Raw genomic sequence first — 15,192 nt, 5'->3', positions numbered from 1 at the left:
CTCAGCTCGACGCCGCGCGGAGCTTCTCCAACAGTTCCGGGGCGGCGTCCCGCAGGAAGTCGTCCTGTGTCTCGCCACCGATCTGGATGAGTGCGACGTCGGTGAATCCGGCCTCCCAGTAGGGCTTCACGGCGTCGACGATCTGGTCGAGGTCGGGGCCGCACGGGATGTTGGCGGCCACGTCGTCGGGGGTGACGTACTGGGTCGCGGCCGCGAAGCCCGCGGTGGTGCGGAGGTCGGCGTTGACATCCCAGCCGCCGGCGAACCACCGGAACTGGTCGTGGGCCCGTTCGACGGCGGCATCGCGGTCCGGGCCCCAGCTGATCGGGATCTGCCCGATGGCGCGGGTGCCCTTGCCGTCGATCGTCCCCGTGGCCGCCTGCGCGTTCCAGGACGAGATGAGGTCGGCGTTCGGTTCGACCGCGATCAGATGATCGGCCAGCGGCCCGAAGGTCTCGATCCCGGCGTCGCCCGCCACCGCGACGCCGATCGGCACGGGCTGCTCGGGAAGATCCCAGATGCGCGCGGCGTCGACCTGGAAGAACTCGCCGCGGAAGTCGACGAGGTCGCCGGAGTGCAGTTTGCGGATGATCTCGATCGCCTCGGCCAGCATGTCCTGGCGGTCGGTGACCGCGGGCCAGCCGGCGCCGACGACGTGCTCGTTGAGGTTCTCGCCCGAACCCAACCCGAGGGTGAAGCGGCCGTCGGCGAGGATCTGCAGGGTCGCGGCCTTCTGCGCGATGATCGCCGGGTGATAGCGGATCGTCGGGCAGGTCACGTAGGTCATCAGCTCGACGCGTTCGGTCGCGTGGGCCACGGCGCCCAGCACCGACCATGCGTACGGGGCGTGCCCCTGCGAGGACAGCCACGGGAAGTAGTGGTCGCTGGACACCTCGAAGTCGAAGCCGGCGTCCTCGGCGCCGACGGCATAGCGGACGAGGTCCTTGGGGCCGGCCTGCTCGGTCATCAGGGTGTACCCGAATCGGGTTGTCATCTTCAACTCCTCTGCACGGCTCTCATCGACATCGGTCACTTCGGTGTAGCCAGCGAGCCGTTCGGGTAAACGGACGGCTCACAATCGCGTCCCCGACCCGGAAGAAGGTGCAGATGACCCAGGCCAACGAGAGCGGTTCTGTCGATACCGTGCTGCTCGACGTCGACGGGACTCTGATCGACACGACCTACCTCCATGCGCTGGCCTGGATGCAGGCCTTCACCGCGCGTGATCTCACGCCGCAGTGGTGGGAGGTCCACCGCGCCATCGGGATGGGTGGCGACCGGCTCGTCGGCGAGATCTGCGGCGATGAGGTCGAGGAGTCGCTGGGCGACACGCTTCGCGACGACTGGGAGCGGCACTACCGCAAGCTGTTACCCGACGTCCGGCCGCTGCCCGGCGCCGTCGACTTCGTCCGGGGATTGCTCGACGCCGGCTACCGGGTCGCACTCGCGTCGTCGGGTAAGGCCGAATTCACCGACGCTGCACTGGAAGTGATGGGTTTCGAGCGGGACGATCTCGCGGCGGTCACGTCGTCGGACGACGCGGACGATTCGAAGCCCGCCCCCGACATCCTCGAAGTCGCGCTGAAGGACGCGGGTGGTGGTCGGGCGATCGTCGTGGGTGACACGGTGTGGGACGTCGCGTCCGCGCATCGGCTCCCCGCCGAGTGCGTCGCAGTCCGTTCCGGTGGTTTCGCCGAGGCCGAGTTGCGCGATGCGGGTGCAGTCCTGGTGGTCGACCACGTGGGTGAACTCGCGCGACGCGGATGGCGGCCCTGAGTCGCCGCGGAGCAGCCCTGAGCGCGTATCCGCACCGGCCCGACTAGCCCTGAGCGCGTATCCGCACCGGCCCGACTAGTCTGACTCATTGTGTCGCGAACGTCGCTGTCGGTGGTAACCGACTCGGTCACCGCGCGCGCCCCGTCGAAGGTGAACCTCCACCTCGGTGTCGGCCCGCGCCGCGATGACGGCTACCACGATCTGGTCACCGTGTTCCAGGCACTGTCGCTGCACGACGACATCCGGGTGGCACGCGCTCACGAGCTGTCCGTGACGGTCCGGGGTGAGGGTGCCGGTTCGGTACCCGCCGACGCCTCCAACCTCGCGGCCCGTGCGGCGCAGGCCCTCGCCGGGTGGGCGGACCGTGCGGGGCACGTCGCCATCCAGATCGAGAAGACGATCCCGGTCGCCGGGGGTATGGCCGGCGGTAGCGCAGACGCGGCCGGTGCGCTCGTCGCGCTCGCGCATCTGTGGAAGCTCGACATCTCCCGTGACGAACTCGCCGAGATCGCCGCCGATCTCGGCAGTGACGTCCCGTTCGCCCTCCACGGCAACACCGCGTTGGGCACCGGCCGCGGTGAGCATCTGATGCACGTGCTCTCCCGCGGCGAGTTCCACTGGGTGCTCGCCCTTGCGCGCGAGGGCTTGTCGACCCCGGCGGTGTACAAGGAGCTGGACCGGCTGCGCGACAGCAGGTCCGGTGACGTCGACGGCGACGGCGATTTCCTGCGTTCCCCCGACGACCTGATGCAGGCCCTAGCCTCCGGTGACTCCCGCGCGGTGGCTCCGTTGCTGCACAACGACCTCCAGCCGGCCGCGCTGAGCCTGCAGCCGACGCTCCGTCGCACATTGCGGGCCGGTGTCGACGCGGGGGCCCTCAACGGGATCGTGTCGGGCTCGGGCCCGACGTGTGCATTCCTGTGTGCGGACGAGCAGTCCGCGGTGAACCTGGCCGCCGAGCTGTCGGGCGCGGGTGTCGCCCGCGCGGTCCGCACCGCGAGCGGCCCCGCACCGGGAACCCGCGTCCTCGGCACGGACTGACACTCTCGCGACTCCCTGACCTCGCCTTCTCGCGGGAGTCACTACAGTTGTCCGGGTGCTCCGCAGACTCCTGACCGCCGTGGTGACGTTCGTCGTCGCCGTACTCGTCGGCATCGGGTCGTTCGCGTCGACGCCGCCGTCGTCGGCCGCGGCCCCCGACAACGGATTCGTCTTCACCACCACCGATGTCCCCGACGACCAGCTCCCGTCGGCAGCTGCCGCCGGTACCCGCCTGACCTACGCGACGCGGGACCAGCGCGGCCGTCCGGCGATGGCCACCGGCGTCTACTGGGTCCCGCGCGGCACACCGCCGGCCGGGGGCTGGCCGGTGGTCTCCTGGGCACACGGCACCGTCGGTATCGCCGACGAATGCGCACCTACGAAGCACCGGCTGGGGGACGGTGTCGAGGCACCCGTGCGGGCCGCGCTGGACGCCGGTTACGCGGTGACCGCCACCGACTACGCCGGGCTGGGATCGGCCGGGGAGACCGACTATCTCGGCGGTGCCGCCGCGGCGTACTCGGTCATCGACATGATCCGCGCGGCACGGTCGGTCGACGCCGCGCTCGGCAGCTCCTGGGTGTCGGTCGGACATTCCCAGGGCGGTCACGCTGCACTGCATGCGGCGCACCGTCAACCGGCGTACGCCCCGGAGCTGCCGGTCAAGGGTGCGGTCGCGATCGCCCCGGTCTCGTCCCTGGAGAACCTGTTCGGCCTCTTCGGACCCCGGATTCCCGGGCTCGGTGCCCTGAACGTCCTGAGTGCGCCGTTCCTCTACACCCTCGCGGGCCTCGACCATTCGCAGCCGGACCTGAGGATCGGGGACTTCCTCACCGACAGCGGCAAGCGCTTCCTGGACCGGTCCCGCGCCCGCTGCAACGGCGACGTCGTCGGCGCGCTGCGGTCGGTGTCACCGGGATCGCTTGTCGCGTCGTCGTTCACGAAGGACCAGAAGTTCCGCGACGCGCTCCGCGCCTACGCCGAGGTCCCCACCGCCGGCTACCCGGCAAAGGTCACCATCGCCCACGGCATGCTCGATCCGATCCTGCCGTACCCGCTGAGCCGTTCGCTTCGGTCGTCGATGGAGCGCAACGGCACGAACGTCGACCTGAAGACCTACGCCCGCGCCAACCACAGCAGCGTCGTCGACGGGTCACTGCCCGACGTCATGACCGCGGTCCGGGAAGCCTTCGGGCGGTAGCGGTTCGACACGCCTCGTCGTAGGCTCCTCGGCTACGCGACCAGCGGAGTCTGCCGGCCATGGCGAGGTCACTCGATGGCTTCGCCGAGCTCCATCCAGCGTTCCTCGATCTCGGCGAGTTCGGACGCCATCTCCCGAATGCGTTCGGTCTCGGCGGCCAGGCCCTGATAATCGGACTGGTCGTGATCGGCGAGGGCCGTCTTTGCGTCGTCGATCTTGCTGTGCAGCTTGTCGATCCGGCGTTCCAGTGACGCCAGCTCCTTGTTCGCCGCCCGTAGTTCCGCACCGCTGAGTGCAGAGGTGGATTCGTTCGACGAGCCGCCGGAGCCCGACGCCGTCGCGGAAGCCGTTTCCTTTTGCTGTGCCGCACGGAGTTTCAGGAACTCGTCGACGCCGTTGGGGAGATGGCGCAGCTTGCCGTTCATCACGGCGAACTGCTGGTCGGTGACCCGCTCGAGGAAGTACCGGTCGTGCGAGACGACGATGAGGGTGCCCGGCCAGGAGTCCAGGAGATCCTCGAGGGCGGCCAGCATGTCGGTGTCGAGGTCGTTGGTCGGCTCGTCGAGGATCAGCACGTTCGGGGCGTCGAGCAGGATGAGCAGCAACTGCAGACGACGTTTCTGGCCACCGGACAAGTCCTTGACCGGGGTGGACAGCTGCGCACTGTCGAAGCCGAGTCGTTCGAGCAGCTGCGAGGGGGAGAGCTCCTGTGCCTTCGAGCCGGCGCCGAAGGTGTAGGTGGTCTGCAGGTCGGCGATCACCTTGCGGACCGGGTCGTCGAGGAAGCGGTTCAGGTCGTCGAGTCGCTGGGTGAGGGTGGCGACCTTGACCGTCTTGCCGCGCTTGACCTTTCCGCCGGTCGCCTCGACCGTGCCCGCGATGAGCCCGAGCAGCGTCGACTTGCCTGCACCGTTCACGCCGAGGATGCCGGTCCGTTCACCCGGGGCGAGGCGCCATTCGACTCCGTCGAGGACGTTGCGGTCACCGTAGGAGACCGACACGTCGAGGAGGTCGACGACGTCCTTGCCGAGGCGGGCGGTGGCCAGCGACTGTAGGGCGACCTTGTCGCGGACGGGCGGGACGTCGGCGATGAGTGCGTTGGCCGCGTCGACGCGGAACTTCGGCTTGGAGGTACGGGCCGGAGCACCGCGACGCAGCCACGCGAGTTCTTTCCGTGCCAGGTTCTGGCGACGTGCCTCGATGGTCGCGGCCTGCCGGTCACGCTCGACGCGCTGCAGGATGTAGGCGGCGTATCCGCCCTCGAAGGGTTCGACGATCCGGTCGTGGACCTCCCAGGTCACCGTGCACACCTCGTCGAGGAACCACCGGTCGTGGGTGACGACCAGCAGCCCGCCGGCGTTGGCGGGCCAGCGGCGCTTGAGGTGATCGGCCAGCCACGTGATGGCCTCGACGTCGAGGTGGTTGGTCGGCTCGTCGAGCGCGAGGACGTCGTGTTCGCCGGCGAGGAGCCGGGCGAGCGAGACGCGTCGGCGCTGACCGCCGGACAGGGAACTGGTGGTCGCATTCCAGTCGACGTCGCCGAGCAGTCCGCCGATCACGTCGCGGACCTTGGCGTCGCCCGCCCATTCGTGTTCGGGACGGTCGCCGACGACGGCATGCCCGACGGTCTCGTCGTCGTCGAAGCGGTCGACCTGGTCCAGGACGCCGACCCGCACCCCGCCGCGGACGGTGACGCGGCCGGAATCGGGTTGCTTGCGGCCGGCGAGCATCGCGAGCAGGCTCGACTTGCCGTCACCGTTGCGCCCGACGATGCCGATCCGATCGCCCTCGTTGACGCCGAGGGAGACCGAGTCGAAGACCTTGGTCGTCGGGTATTCCAGACCTAGGGTTTCCGCGCCGAGAAGATGAGCCACGCCGACCAGGTTAGTGACCGGTCATGCGCGCGCTACCGGCGGATCGCGCCGTTGATCATCATGGCGATCGCCAGTGCTCCCGCCTGGTTGACGTGATACGGCATCGCGATCCGGTTCGACAGTGCGCTCTCGTACCAGGGATTGATCAGATTGCACGGATCGTGGCCGAGCGACCCGCGATTGGCGTCGACGAAACGGCCCTCGACCTTGGTCGTCGCACGCAGGAGAGCGTCGTTGGCGCGGTGGAAGACCTGGCGCATCCACCGGGCGTCGGGGTCGCTGAGTGGGATCAGCGGCCAGCAGCCGCTGTTGCCGATGAAGCCGCCGAGGCCGACGACGATGATCTGCGCGCGGGGCGCCTTCTTGCGGATCGCCCGCAGCGCCGGGGTGACGCGGTCCTCCATGCGCTGCACGCGCCACCGGACCTCGTTCTCGAGCCGCGGATTGCTTCGGCAGCGTCGGTCGGTCAGCGGCTGGCGGATCTTGCACTGCGCGAGGATCGCGGCCCACTGCATGTCGTTGCCGCCGATGCTGACGGTGATGAGCTGGGCGTCGCGGGGGACCAGGTTCAGCTGCACAGTCTTCGCGCCGCGCGGGGTGTGCTGCGCGGCGCGATACAGATGCGCCGACTGTGCCCCGGCACACGAGATGTCGACGAAGCGACGCGGCAGCGTTATCGCCGCCACGTACTTCGGGTAGTTGAGCGCCGACCGCTTGCAGCCGTCGAAGTAGCCCGGCGTCGGCGTGAAGAACCCGCCCGACGCGCGCGAGTCGCCCATCGCGATGTAGGGACCGCCGGTGTAGCGGACGGGCGCCGCCTGCGCGGGGGATGCGGTTGCGGCCACCAGTGCCGTCACGAATGCGGTGATAAAGACCGCCGCCAGGACACGTACCCCGCGCTTAGACTCCGGCACCAACTGTTTCCCGCACTTTCCCACGTCCCGACCCACTGTTTCGCTCAGCGAATATTAAGGCAAGCAGATCACGCGCGTGCGCAGAGTGCGTCATCGGTGCTGCTTCTCGGCACTGATTTCGCTTCCGGGAGGGTCGGCGTTACGGCGCCTGCTGATCACGTTGCGTTCTGTCCCGAGAAGCGGCACAAAACGCAACGTGATCACGGAGCGGGAACCTAGAGCCCCAGATCCTTCGCGATGATCGTCTTCATGACCTCGCTGGTACCGCCGTAGATGCGTGTGACGCGGGTGTCGGCGTAGAGGCGGGCGATGGGGTACTCGAGGACATAGCCGTAGCCGCCGTGCAGCTGCAGGCACTTGTCGATGACCTTGCCCGCGGTCTCGGTCGCGAACAGCTTGGCGCGTGCGGCGTCGGGGACGGTCAGCTCGCCCTCGTTGTGCAGCTCGAGGGCACGGTCGACGATGGCGCGGATCGCCTCGACCTCGGCCGAGCATTCGGCGAGCACGAACTTCGTGTTCTGGAATGCCGCGACCGGCTTGCCGAAGACGTCGCGTTCCTTGGTGTAGGCGATGGCGTGCTGAACGGCCGCGGCGGCGGTGGCCGACGCCCCGATCGCGATGGTCAGACGCTCCTGGGCGAGATTGTGGCTCAGGTACTTGAAGCCGGCGCCCTCTTCGCCGAGGAGATCTTCGACCGGCACCTTCACCGAGTCGAAGGACAGCTCGGCGGTGTCGGACGCCTTGAGGCCGATCTTCTCGATCTTGCGACCCACCGCGAAACCCTCGGACTTGGTGTCCACCACCAGGATCGACAGACCCGCACGACGGTTCTCGGGATCGAACGGCGTGGTACGGGCGACGACGAGGATGCGGTCGGCGAGGGCGCCGCCGGTGATGAAGGTCTTCGCGCCGTCGAGCACGTAGTGGGAACCGTCCTCGGAGAGCTTCGCGGTGGTGGCGATGTTCGCGAGATCCGAGCCGGTGCCGGGCTCGGTCATCGCGATCGCGAACATGATGTCACCGGAACAGAATCCGGGGATCCAGCGCTCCTTCTGCTCCTGGGTCCCGTACTCCATCAGGTAGGGGAGGATCAGGTTCGAGTGCACCGAGTAGCTGCCGAAGGTGACACCGGCCGCGGAGGTCTCCTCGGCGATCACCAGGGAGTAGGTGAAGTCGCTGACGCCGCCGCCGCCGAACTCCTCGGGGGCCTCGATACCCAGGACGCCGAGATCGCCGAGCCGGTTGTAGAACTCGCGCGGGGGATGGCCCTGCTTCTCCCAGTCGTGGTAGACGGGCGTGACCTCCTTGGCGATGAAGTCCCGGATCGTCTTGCGGAAGGCCTCGTGGTCCTCGGTGAAGATGCGACGCTGCATATCGGTTCCTAAAGGTGTTGGTGAAGAGGAGGATTGGGTTACTGCTCGCGGTACTCGCGCAGGAGTCCCTTGGAGATGATCTGCTTCTGGATCTCGCTGGTGCCCTCGCCGATGAGCAGGAACGGCGCATCGCGCATCAGGCGTTCGATCTCGAATTCCTTGGAGTAGCCGTAGCCGCCGTGGATGCGGAACGACGCCTGGGTGACCTCGGCGCAGTATTCGCTGCACAGGTACTTGGCCATGCCGGCCGCGACGTCGTTACGCTCGCCGGAATCCTTCAGGCGGGCTGCGTTGACCATCATCAGGTGTGCGGCCTCGACCTTGGTCGCCATCTCGGCCAGCGAGAAGGCGATGGCCTGGTGCTCGGCGATGGGCTTGCCGAAGGTGGAGCGCTGCTGGGCGTACTTCACGCCGAGTTCGAAGGCGCGCTGGGCGATTCCGCACGCCCGCGCGGACACGTTGACGCGGCCGACCTCGACCCCGTCCATCATGTGCGCGAAACCCTTGCCGGGTACGCCGCCGAGGATGTCGGTGGCCGGCGCGCGGTACCCGTCGAAGATGAGCTCGGTGGTGTCGATTCCCTTGTAGCCCATCTTGTCCAGCTTGCGGGGGATGGTCACGCCCGGGACCACCTCGCCGAAACCGGCGGGCTTCTCCACCAGGAAGGTGGTCAGGTTCTTGTGCGGGCGCTCCTCGCCTTCCTCGGTACGGACAAGGGCCGCAACAAGAGTCGACGACCCGCCGTTGGTCAGCCACATCTTCTGGCCGTTGATGACGTAGTTGTCCTCGCCGTCGCGCTTCGCGGTCGTCTTGATCGCCGCGACGTCGGAACCGAGTTCGGGCTCGGACATGGAGAAGGCGCCACGGACCTCACCGGTGGCCATCCGCGGCAGGAAACGCTGCTTCTGCTCGTCGGTTCCGTGCTGGCGCAGCATGTACGCGACGATGAAGTGGGTGTTGATGACGCCCGAGACGCTCATCCAGCCGCGAGCGAGTTCCTCGACGCACAGGGCGTAGGTGAGCAGCGATTCGCCGAGGCCGCCGTACTCCTCGGGGATCATCAGGCCGAACAGGCCCATCTCGCTCATACCGTCGACGATCGCCTGCGGGTATTCGTCCGCATGCTCGAGTTCCTGCGCATTCGGGATGATCTGTTTGTCGACGAAAGATCGCACGTTGGCGACGATCTCGGACTGGATCTCGGTGAGGCCCAGGGTCTGCGCGAGACGGGTCATGGTGGTGTGTTCTCTCCCGTGAGTGGGCGGTGCGGGGTCGCACCGACGGGTGGATGTGGGACGCAACGTAACCAAGCATGCCGTCCGGCGGCCGCCCGAAGTAGACGCGATGCGCTAAGGGTGCGATAGCGCGGGCCAATGACAGACGCCGTCTCCGAAGACGGATCGAACAGTGCTCGCGCCTAACCCTCCGATAGGGCCGACCAATGAACGCTGCTCAGGGCGTTGTGATCGCAGACACATAGGCTGTGACAGTCGGAGCGTTCACCGAGCGCCTGTTGCGGCGACGGGAACATGGCCCGTTCAATCGGGTGCAGATGTGATCCACCCCACTGGATCGGCATCGTCCTCAGACCCCCGATTCCATTCCCCCTGGAAGAGGTAACCCTCATGACGGTCACGACCGCCTCCGGCTCCGGCTCCGGCAGGAAGCCCTCGGCGTCCGCTGCTGCCGACGCCCCCATCACCTCCGACTTCGAGAGTGTTCCCACCCCGCGCGGCGGCTACGGTCCGCTCGGCGAACGCCGCCTCACCGCCTGGGGGCTCACGTCCCTGCTGGTGAGCCTGTACGTGATCAACTATGCCGACAAGGCCGTGCTGGGCATCATCGCCAAGCCGCTCCGTGTCGAGCTCGGCCTCACCGCGGCTCAAATCGGTCTCGTCGGCAGCCTGTTCTTCCTCACCTTCACCATCGGCGGCTTCTTCGCCGGTCTGCTCAACCGCTGGATGACGCTGCGCTGGTCGCTGGTCCTCCTCGGCCTGTGCTGGGCGGCGGCCATGTTGCCGATGATCGCGGTGGCGGGCTTCGCGGTCCTCCTCATCAGCCGGCTGTTCCTCGGCCTCGCCGAGGGGCCGTCGTCGGCGTTGCTGCACACCGCCGCCTACGCGTGGCATCCGCCCGCCCGCCGCGCATTGCCCGGCGCACTTCTCGCCGGTTCCGCGTCGATCTCCAAGATCGCGATCGCCCCGCTCCTCACGGTGATCACGGTCAGCTTCGGCTGGCGCTGGGCGCTGTTCTCGCTGGCCGCCGCCGGTCTCGTCTGGGCCGTCGTGTGGCTCACGGCCTGGCGTCCGGGCCCGTACATCGCGAGCGGCAAGACCAAGAAGGTCGACGACACCGAGAAGGCCGAGGCCTCCCCGGCCGATGCCGAGCCGGCCACCCCGTGGATCAAGATCTTCCTCGCGCCTACCTTCATCACCGGCGCCCTGCTGGTCATGAGTGTCTACGCACTGGTGTCCGTCGTGCTCACCTGGCTGCCGTCGTACTTCGAGGACGGCCTGGGATACAGCCAGTTGCAGTCCGGTTCGATGTTCGCCTTTCCGTCGATCGTCGGCCTCGCCCTCATGCTGCTGAGCTCGGTCACCAGCGACCGGATGATCACCAAGGGGGCATCCCCGCGGGTGCTCCGCATCGTCGTCCCGTCGGTCGGCGTCCTGATCTCCGGTGTCCTGCTGTTCCTGCTGCCGTCGATCAGCACCCCGATCGTCTGTGTCCTGATCCTGTCGGTCGGCTACGGCTTCGCGGCCATGGTGTTCCCGCTGCTCAACGCCGCTGTCGCGGAGATCTGCCCGCCCCGTCAGACCGCAGGCACCCTCGGTGTGTTCCTGGCGATCATGGCCATCGGTGGCCTCGTCGCGCCGTACGCCACCGGCGTCATCGTCGACGCCGCGGCCACTCCGGCCGAGGGATATGCCACCGCGTTCCAGGTCCTCGGACTCGTGGCCTCGGTCTGCGCCGTGCTGGCGCTGGTCTTCGCCAACCCGGTCCGCGACCGCAAGCGTCTGCGCCCGAACGCGGTCCTGACCGCCTAGGCCCATAGGCAGCACCTCATCGTCCGTGAGCGGGAATCGACTTGTCCGCCAGACCTGTTCATGGTCGGCTCGATAGGACGGGTGATTTCCGCTCACGGACGTCCTCGGTTCCATCCACAACGCAATCCACTGCCCGACCTTCTTAGGAGACCTCATGCGCGATGCAGTGATCGTCGACGCCGTCCGCGCCCCGATCGGACGCCGCCGCGGAGCCCTGTCCGGAATCCACCCGGCCGACCTGTCCGCCCACGTCCTCGAGGCTCTCGTCGAGCGGACCGGCGTCGATCCCGCGATCGTCGACGACGTGGTCTGGGGCTGTGTCAGCCAGTCGTCGGAGCAGGCCGGCAACATCGCCCGCACCGCGATCCTCGCGGCCGGCTGGCCGGAGTCGGTGCCCGGCACCACCGTCACCCGTGCCTGCGGTTCGAGCCAGCAGGCCGTGAGCCAGGCCGCCGCCGCGGTCATCTCGGGCCAGCAGGACGTCGTCATCGCCGGTGGCGTCGAGTCGATGAGCCGCGTCGCGATGGGCAGCTCGGCCCCCAACGGCGAGCACCAGCCGGCCACCGTCCTCGACCGCTACGGCATCGACAAGTTCAGCCAGGGCCTCGGTGCGGAGACCATCGCCTCCAAGTGGGGGTTCGACCGGACCCGCCTCGACGAGTACTCCTTGCGCTCACACGAACTCGCGGCCGCCGCCGTCGATCGCGGTGCATTCGACGGCCAGCTCGCCCCGATCTCCGGTGTGCTCGAAGGTGACGAGGGCATCCGCCGTGGCGGCACCCTGGAGTCGCTCGGCAAGCTCAAGCCGGCGTTCGCCGAGGACGGCGTCATCCACGCCGGCAACTCCTCGCAGATCTCCGACGGCTCGGGTGCACTGCTGATCATGTCGTCGGAGACGGCGAAGTCGCATGGGCTGACGCCGATCGCCCGCATCCACACCGCCGTCGTCGCCGCCGACGACCCGGTCGTCATGCTGACCGGCCCCATCCCGTCGACGGCCAAGGCGCTCAAGCGGTCCGGTCTGTCGATCGACGACATAGGCGCCTTCGAGATCAACGAGGCCTTCGCCCCGGTGCCGCTGGCATGGCAGGCCGAGACCGGCGCCGACATCGAACGGCTCAACCCGCTCGGCGGCGCGATCGCCGTCGGTCACCCGCTCGGTGGTTCGGGCGCGATCCTGATGACCCGCCTCGTGCACCACATGCGCGACAACGGGATCCGCTACGGGCTCCAGTCGATGTGTGAGGCCGGCGGTATGGCCAACACCACGATCCTCGAACTCCTCTGACCCCTCTGCTCGAAGCCGGCCGGCGCCACGCCGGCCGGCCAGCAGTCAGCCAGCACTGAAAGGCACACCAGCACAATGGAACTCAAGGGACTCTCGGTCGCCATCACCGGCGGCGCATCCGGTCTGGGCCTCGCCACCGCCAAGCGCGTCCTCGACGCCGGCGGCCTCGTCACCCTGATCGACCTCCCGACCTCCGACGGCCAGGCCGTCGCAGACGGTCTCGGCGCGTCGGCGAGCTTCGCCGCCGCCGACATCACCGACGCCGAACAGTTCGCGGCCGCGCTCGACGTCGCCGACGAGCGCGGTGGCCTGCGTGGCCTCGTGCACTGCGCCGGCGCGGGTCGTCGTATGCGCATCCTCGACAAGGAGGGCAAGGCCGGGTCGGCGGAGGACTTCGAGTTCGTCATCAAGCTGAACCTCGTCGGTTCGTTCCATGCACTGTCGCTGGGTGCCGAGCGCATCGCGCGCCTCGAGCCCATCGACGGCGAGCGTGGCGCCATCGTCATGACCGCCTCCGTCGCCGCGTTCGAGGGCCAGATCGGCCAGATCAACTACTCGGCCTCGAAGGCCGGCATCGTCGGGATGACCCTGGTGGCCGCCCGCGATCTGGCCAGCAAGCTGATCCGCGTCAACACCATCGCGCCCGGCACCATGGACACCCCGCTGCTGGCCCGCCTGCGTGACGATGTGCGCGAGTCGCTCGCGGCGAGCATCCCCAACCCGTCGCGCCTCGGCCGCCCCGACGAGTTCGGCCAGCTCGCGGCGAACATCCTGGAGAACGCCTACCTGAACGGCGAGACCATCCGCCTCGACGGCGCGATCCGCATGGCACCGCGATGAGCGCCGGGGCGCCGACGACGCTCAACTACCCGGACACGAGCATGGCGGTGCTGCCGGCCAGCATGGCCGCGCTGTACGGCGATCGTGCCGCGGTGGTCGACGGGGACACGACGCTGACCTACGCCGAACTCGACGCGCGTTCGGCGGCGGTGGCTTCTGCGCTCCGATCGGCGGGTGTCGCCGAACGTGGCGTGGTGCTGATCTATCTCACCAACAGCATCGAATTCGTTGTCTCCTACTACGGTTCGCTGCGGGCCGGTGCCACGGTCACTCTCGTCAATCCGTTGCAGCCGGTTCCCGGCCTGCATCGCCAGATCGTCGAGACGGGCGCGGTGGCCGGCTTCACGCAGGTCGAGCAGTCCGATCGGCTCCTGTCGGCTGCCGCGGACTCGCCGCTCTCCACCGTGGTGGTCGTCGACGGCTCGGCCGCGGCGGTCGAGGGCACGCGGGTCGAGGGCGTACGGGTCACCTCGCTCGACGAGTTCGTCGTCGGACACAGCGAGGCGCCCGACGTCACCGTGACCACCGAGGACGTCGCGCACCTGGCGTTCACCGGTGGGACGACCGGTGTCTCGAAAGGCGTTCGGGTACTTCATCGCAACGTTCTCGGCAACGCCACCCAGATGATCGGCTGGCGTGCCGGCCATGCGATCGAGGTCGGCGACGACGGCCTGCTGCGGTTGACGCCGCGCCCGGGCTCCGATCGCGGAGTGGTTCCGGGTGACGCCGCGACCGTCGTCGTGTCGCCGCTGTTCCACGCCCACGCGCTGATCAACATGACCTTCCTGTTGCTGTGTGGTGCAACGCATGTGCTCGCCGGACGATTCGAACCCGGCCGGATGCTCGCGCTGATCGAGCAGTACCGGGCGTCGTATGTGACCGGTAGCCCGGCGATGTGGCATGCGCTGGCCGTCCACCCTGATGTCGAGTCGCGCGACCTGACCTCGGTGCGTGTCGTGTCCTCGGGCGCCGCGCCGATCGACCTGGTGACGCTCGAACAGCTCGAGAAGGCATTCCCCGCCGCGGCGATCATCGAGGGCTACGGCCTCACCGAGGCGACCTGCCTGGTGTCCTCGGCGCCGCTGACCGCCGAAGGTCAGTACCGGCTCGGCAGCGTCGGACTCCCGACGTTCGACACCGAGGTCGAGATCCGCGCCGCCCACGACTCGACCGTCGTCCTGCCGGCGGGGGAGCGGGGGCAGCTCTGGGTCCGCGGACCGCAGGTCACCGACGGTTACCTCGGACATCCCGAGAAGACCGCGGAACAGTTCGTCGACGGCTGGCTCGACACCGGCGACATCGCCTTCCGCGACGCCGACGGCTACATCTACATCTGTGACCGCGCCAAGGACATGCTGATCTACAAGGGCTACAACGTGTATCCGCGAGAGCTCGAGGAGATCCTGGTGACCCACCCCGATGTCGCGGCCGCCGCGGTGGTCGGACGCGAGGCCGGACCCATCGGCCAGGAACCGGTGGCGTTCCTGGTCCCCAAGGACGGCCACGTCGTCGACGAGGATGCGGTCGCCGCGTTCGTCGCCGAACAGGTGTTGCCGTACAAGAAGATCCGCGACGTCGTCGTGGTGGAGGAACTGCCGACGTCGGCAGCCGGCAAGATCCAGAAGGTCGCCCTGCGCGAGCGTCTGACGCACGCCTGACCCTCTTCGCCGGTTGAGCCCTCGCGGTTCCGCCGGTTGAGCCCTCGCGGTTCCGCCGGTTGAGCCCTCAAGGTTCCGCCGGTTGAGCCCGTCGAAACCTCATAGCCCGAAACCGCGCTCAGCGCGGTTTCGGGCTATATCTTTTCCGGAGTTGCACAGACAAAGCGGCCGGCCCACCTC

General features: G+C 68.3%; 12 protein-coding genes. 7 read left to right on the top strand and 5 right to left on the bottom strand.

The window, feature by feature from the left end:
• Window position 1: 1 nt before the first annotated feature.
• A complete protein-coding gene (locus LQD00_RS18475; protein WP_232718649.1) occupies window positions 2-994 on the bottom strand; it encodes an LLM class F420-dependent oxidoreductase in 993 nt (330 codons plus the stop codon).
• Between the two features lie 113 nt (window positions 995-1,107).
• Between LQD00_RS18475 and LQD00_RS18470 the strand changes: the two genes are divergently transcribed.
• From LQD00_RS18470 to LQD00_RS18460, 3 genes are all read left to right on the top strand, one after another.
• Window positions 1,108-1,776, top strand: a complete 669-nt coding sequence (locus tag LQD00_RS18470; protein ID WP_232718647.1) for an HAD family hydrolase — start codon at window positions 1,108-1,110, stop codon at window positions 1,774-1,776.
• Between the two features lie 90 nt (window positions 1,777-1,866).
• Window positions 1,867-2,817 (top strand): 4-(cytidine 5'-diphospho)-2-C-methyl-D-erythritol kinase, encoded by a 951-nt coding sequence (locus tag LQD00_RS18465; RefSeq protein WP_232718646.1) that lies wholly within the window; start codon window positions 1,867-1,869, stop codon window positions 2,815-2,817.
• A gap of 55 nt (window positions 2,818-2,872) precedes the next feature.
• Window positions 2,873-4,018: an alpha/beta fold hydrolase gene (locus LQD00_RS18460; RefSeq protein WP_232718638.1), complete on the top strand. Its 1,146-nt coding sequence runs from the start codon at window positions 2,873-2,875 to the stop codon at window positions 4,016-4,018.
• 68 nt (window positions 4,019-4,086) lie between these two features.
• Here the strand turns inward: LQD00_RS18460 and LQD00_RS18455 are convergent, their stop codons facing one another.
• The 4 genes from LQD00_RS18455 to LQD00_RS18440 all read right to left on the bottom strand — a co-directional run bounded on the left by LQD00_RS18455 (window position 4,087) and on the right by LQD00_RS18440 (window position 9,414).
• Complete coding sequence (locus LQD00_RS18455; protein WP_232718636.1) at window positions 4,087-5,892, bottom strand: ABC-F family ATP-binding cassette domain-containing protein; 1,806 nt, start codon at window positions 5,890-5,892, stop codon at window positions 4,087-4,089.
• A gap of 32 nt (window positions 5,893-5,924) precedes the next feature.
• Window positions 5,925-6,809: an SGNH/GDSL hydrolase family protein gene (locus LQD00_RS18450; RefSeq protein ID WP_232718635.1), complete on the bottom strand. Its 885-nt coding sequence runs from the start codon at window positions 6,807-6,809 to the stop codon at window positions 5,925-5,927.
• 212 nt (window positions 6,810-7,021) lie between these two features.
• Window positions 7,022-8,179: an acyl-CoA dehydrogenase family protein gene (locus LQD00_RS18445; protein WP_006867394.1), complete on the bottom strand. Its 1,158-nt coding sequence runs from the start codon at window positions 8,177-8,179 to the stop codon at window positions 7,022-7,024.
• A gap of 38 nt (window positions 8,180-8,217) precedes the next feature.
• Window positions 8,218-9,414, bottom strand: coding sequence for an acyl-CoA dehydrogenase family protein (locus tag LQD00_RS18440; RefSeq protein ID WP_232718633.1), 1,197 nt, complete (start codon window positions 9,412-9,414; stop codon window positions 8,218-8,220).
• A gap of 390 nt (window positions 9,415-9,804) precedes the next feature.
• Here LQD00_RS18440 and LQD00_RS18435 point away from each other — a divergent pair, with 390 nt between their 5' ends.
• The 4 genes from LQD00_RS18435 to LQD00_RS18420 all read left to right on the top strand — a co-directional run bounded on the left by LQD00_RS18435 (window position 9,805) and on the right by LQD00_RS18420 (window position 15,012).
• Window positions 9,805-11,226, top strand: a complete 1,422-nt coding sequence (locus tag LQD00_RS18435) for an MFS transporter (protein WP_232718631.1) — start codon at window positions 9,805-9,807, stop codon at window positions 11,224-11,226.
• A gap of 154 nt (window positions 11,227-11,380) precedes the next feature.
• A complete protein-coding gene (locus LQD00_RS18430) occupies window positions 11,381-12,514 on the top strand; it encodes a thiolase family protein (protein WP_232718629.1) in 1,134 nt (377 codons plus the stop codon).
• 75 nt (window positions 12,515-12,589) lie between these two features.
• Window positions 12,590-13,354, top strand: a complete 765-nt coding sequence (locus LQD00_RS18425; protein ID WP_232718627.1) for an SDR family NAD(P)-dependent oxidoreductase — start codon at window positions 12,590-12,592, stop codon at window positions 13,352-13,354.
• Complete coding sequence (locus LQD00_RS18420; RefSeq protein WP_232718618.1) at window positions 13,351-15,012, top strand: class I adenylate-forming enzyme family protein; 1,662 nt, start codon at window positions 13,351-13,353, stop codon at window positions 15,010-15,012. Before LQD00_RS18425 ends, LQD00_RS18420 begins: the two co-directional genes overlap by 4 nt.
• The last annotated feature ends 180 nt before the right edge of the window (window positions 15,013-15,192 follow it).

The organism is Gordonia metallireducens, from assembly GCF_021245825.1.
Taxonomy (GTDB): Bacteria; Actinomycetota; Actinomycetes; order Mycobacteriales; family Mycobacteriaceae; genus Gordonia; species Gordonia namibiensis.
This window is presented reverse-complemented; position numbering and strand designations above follow the sequence as displayed.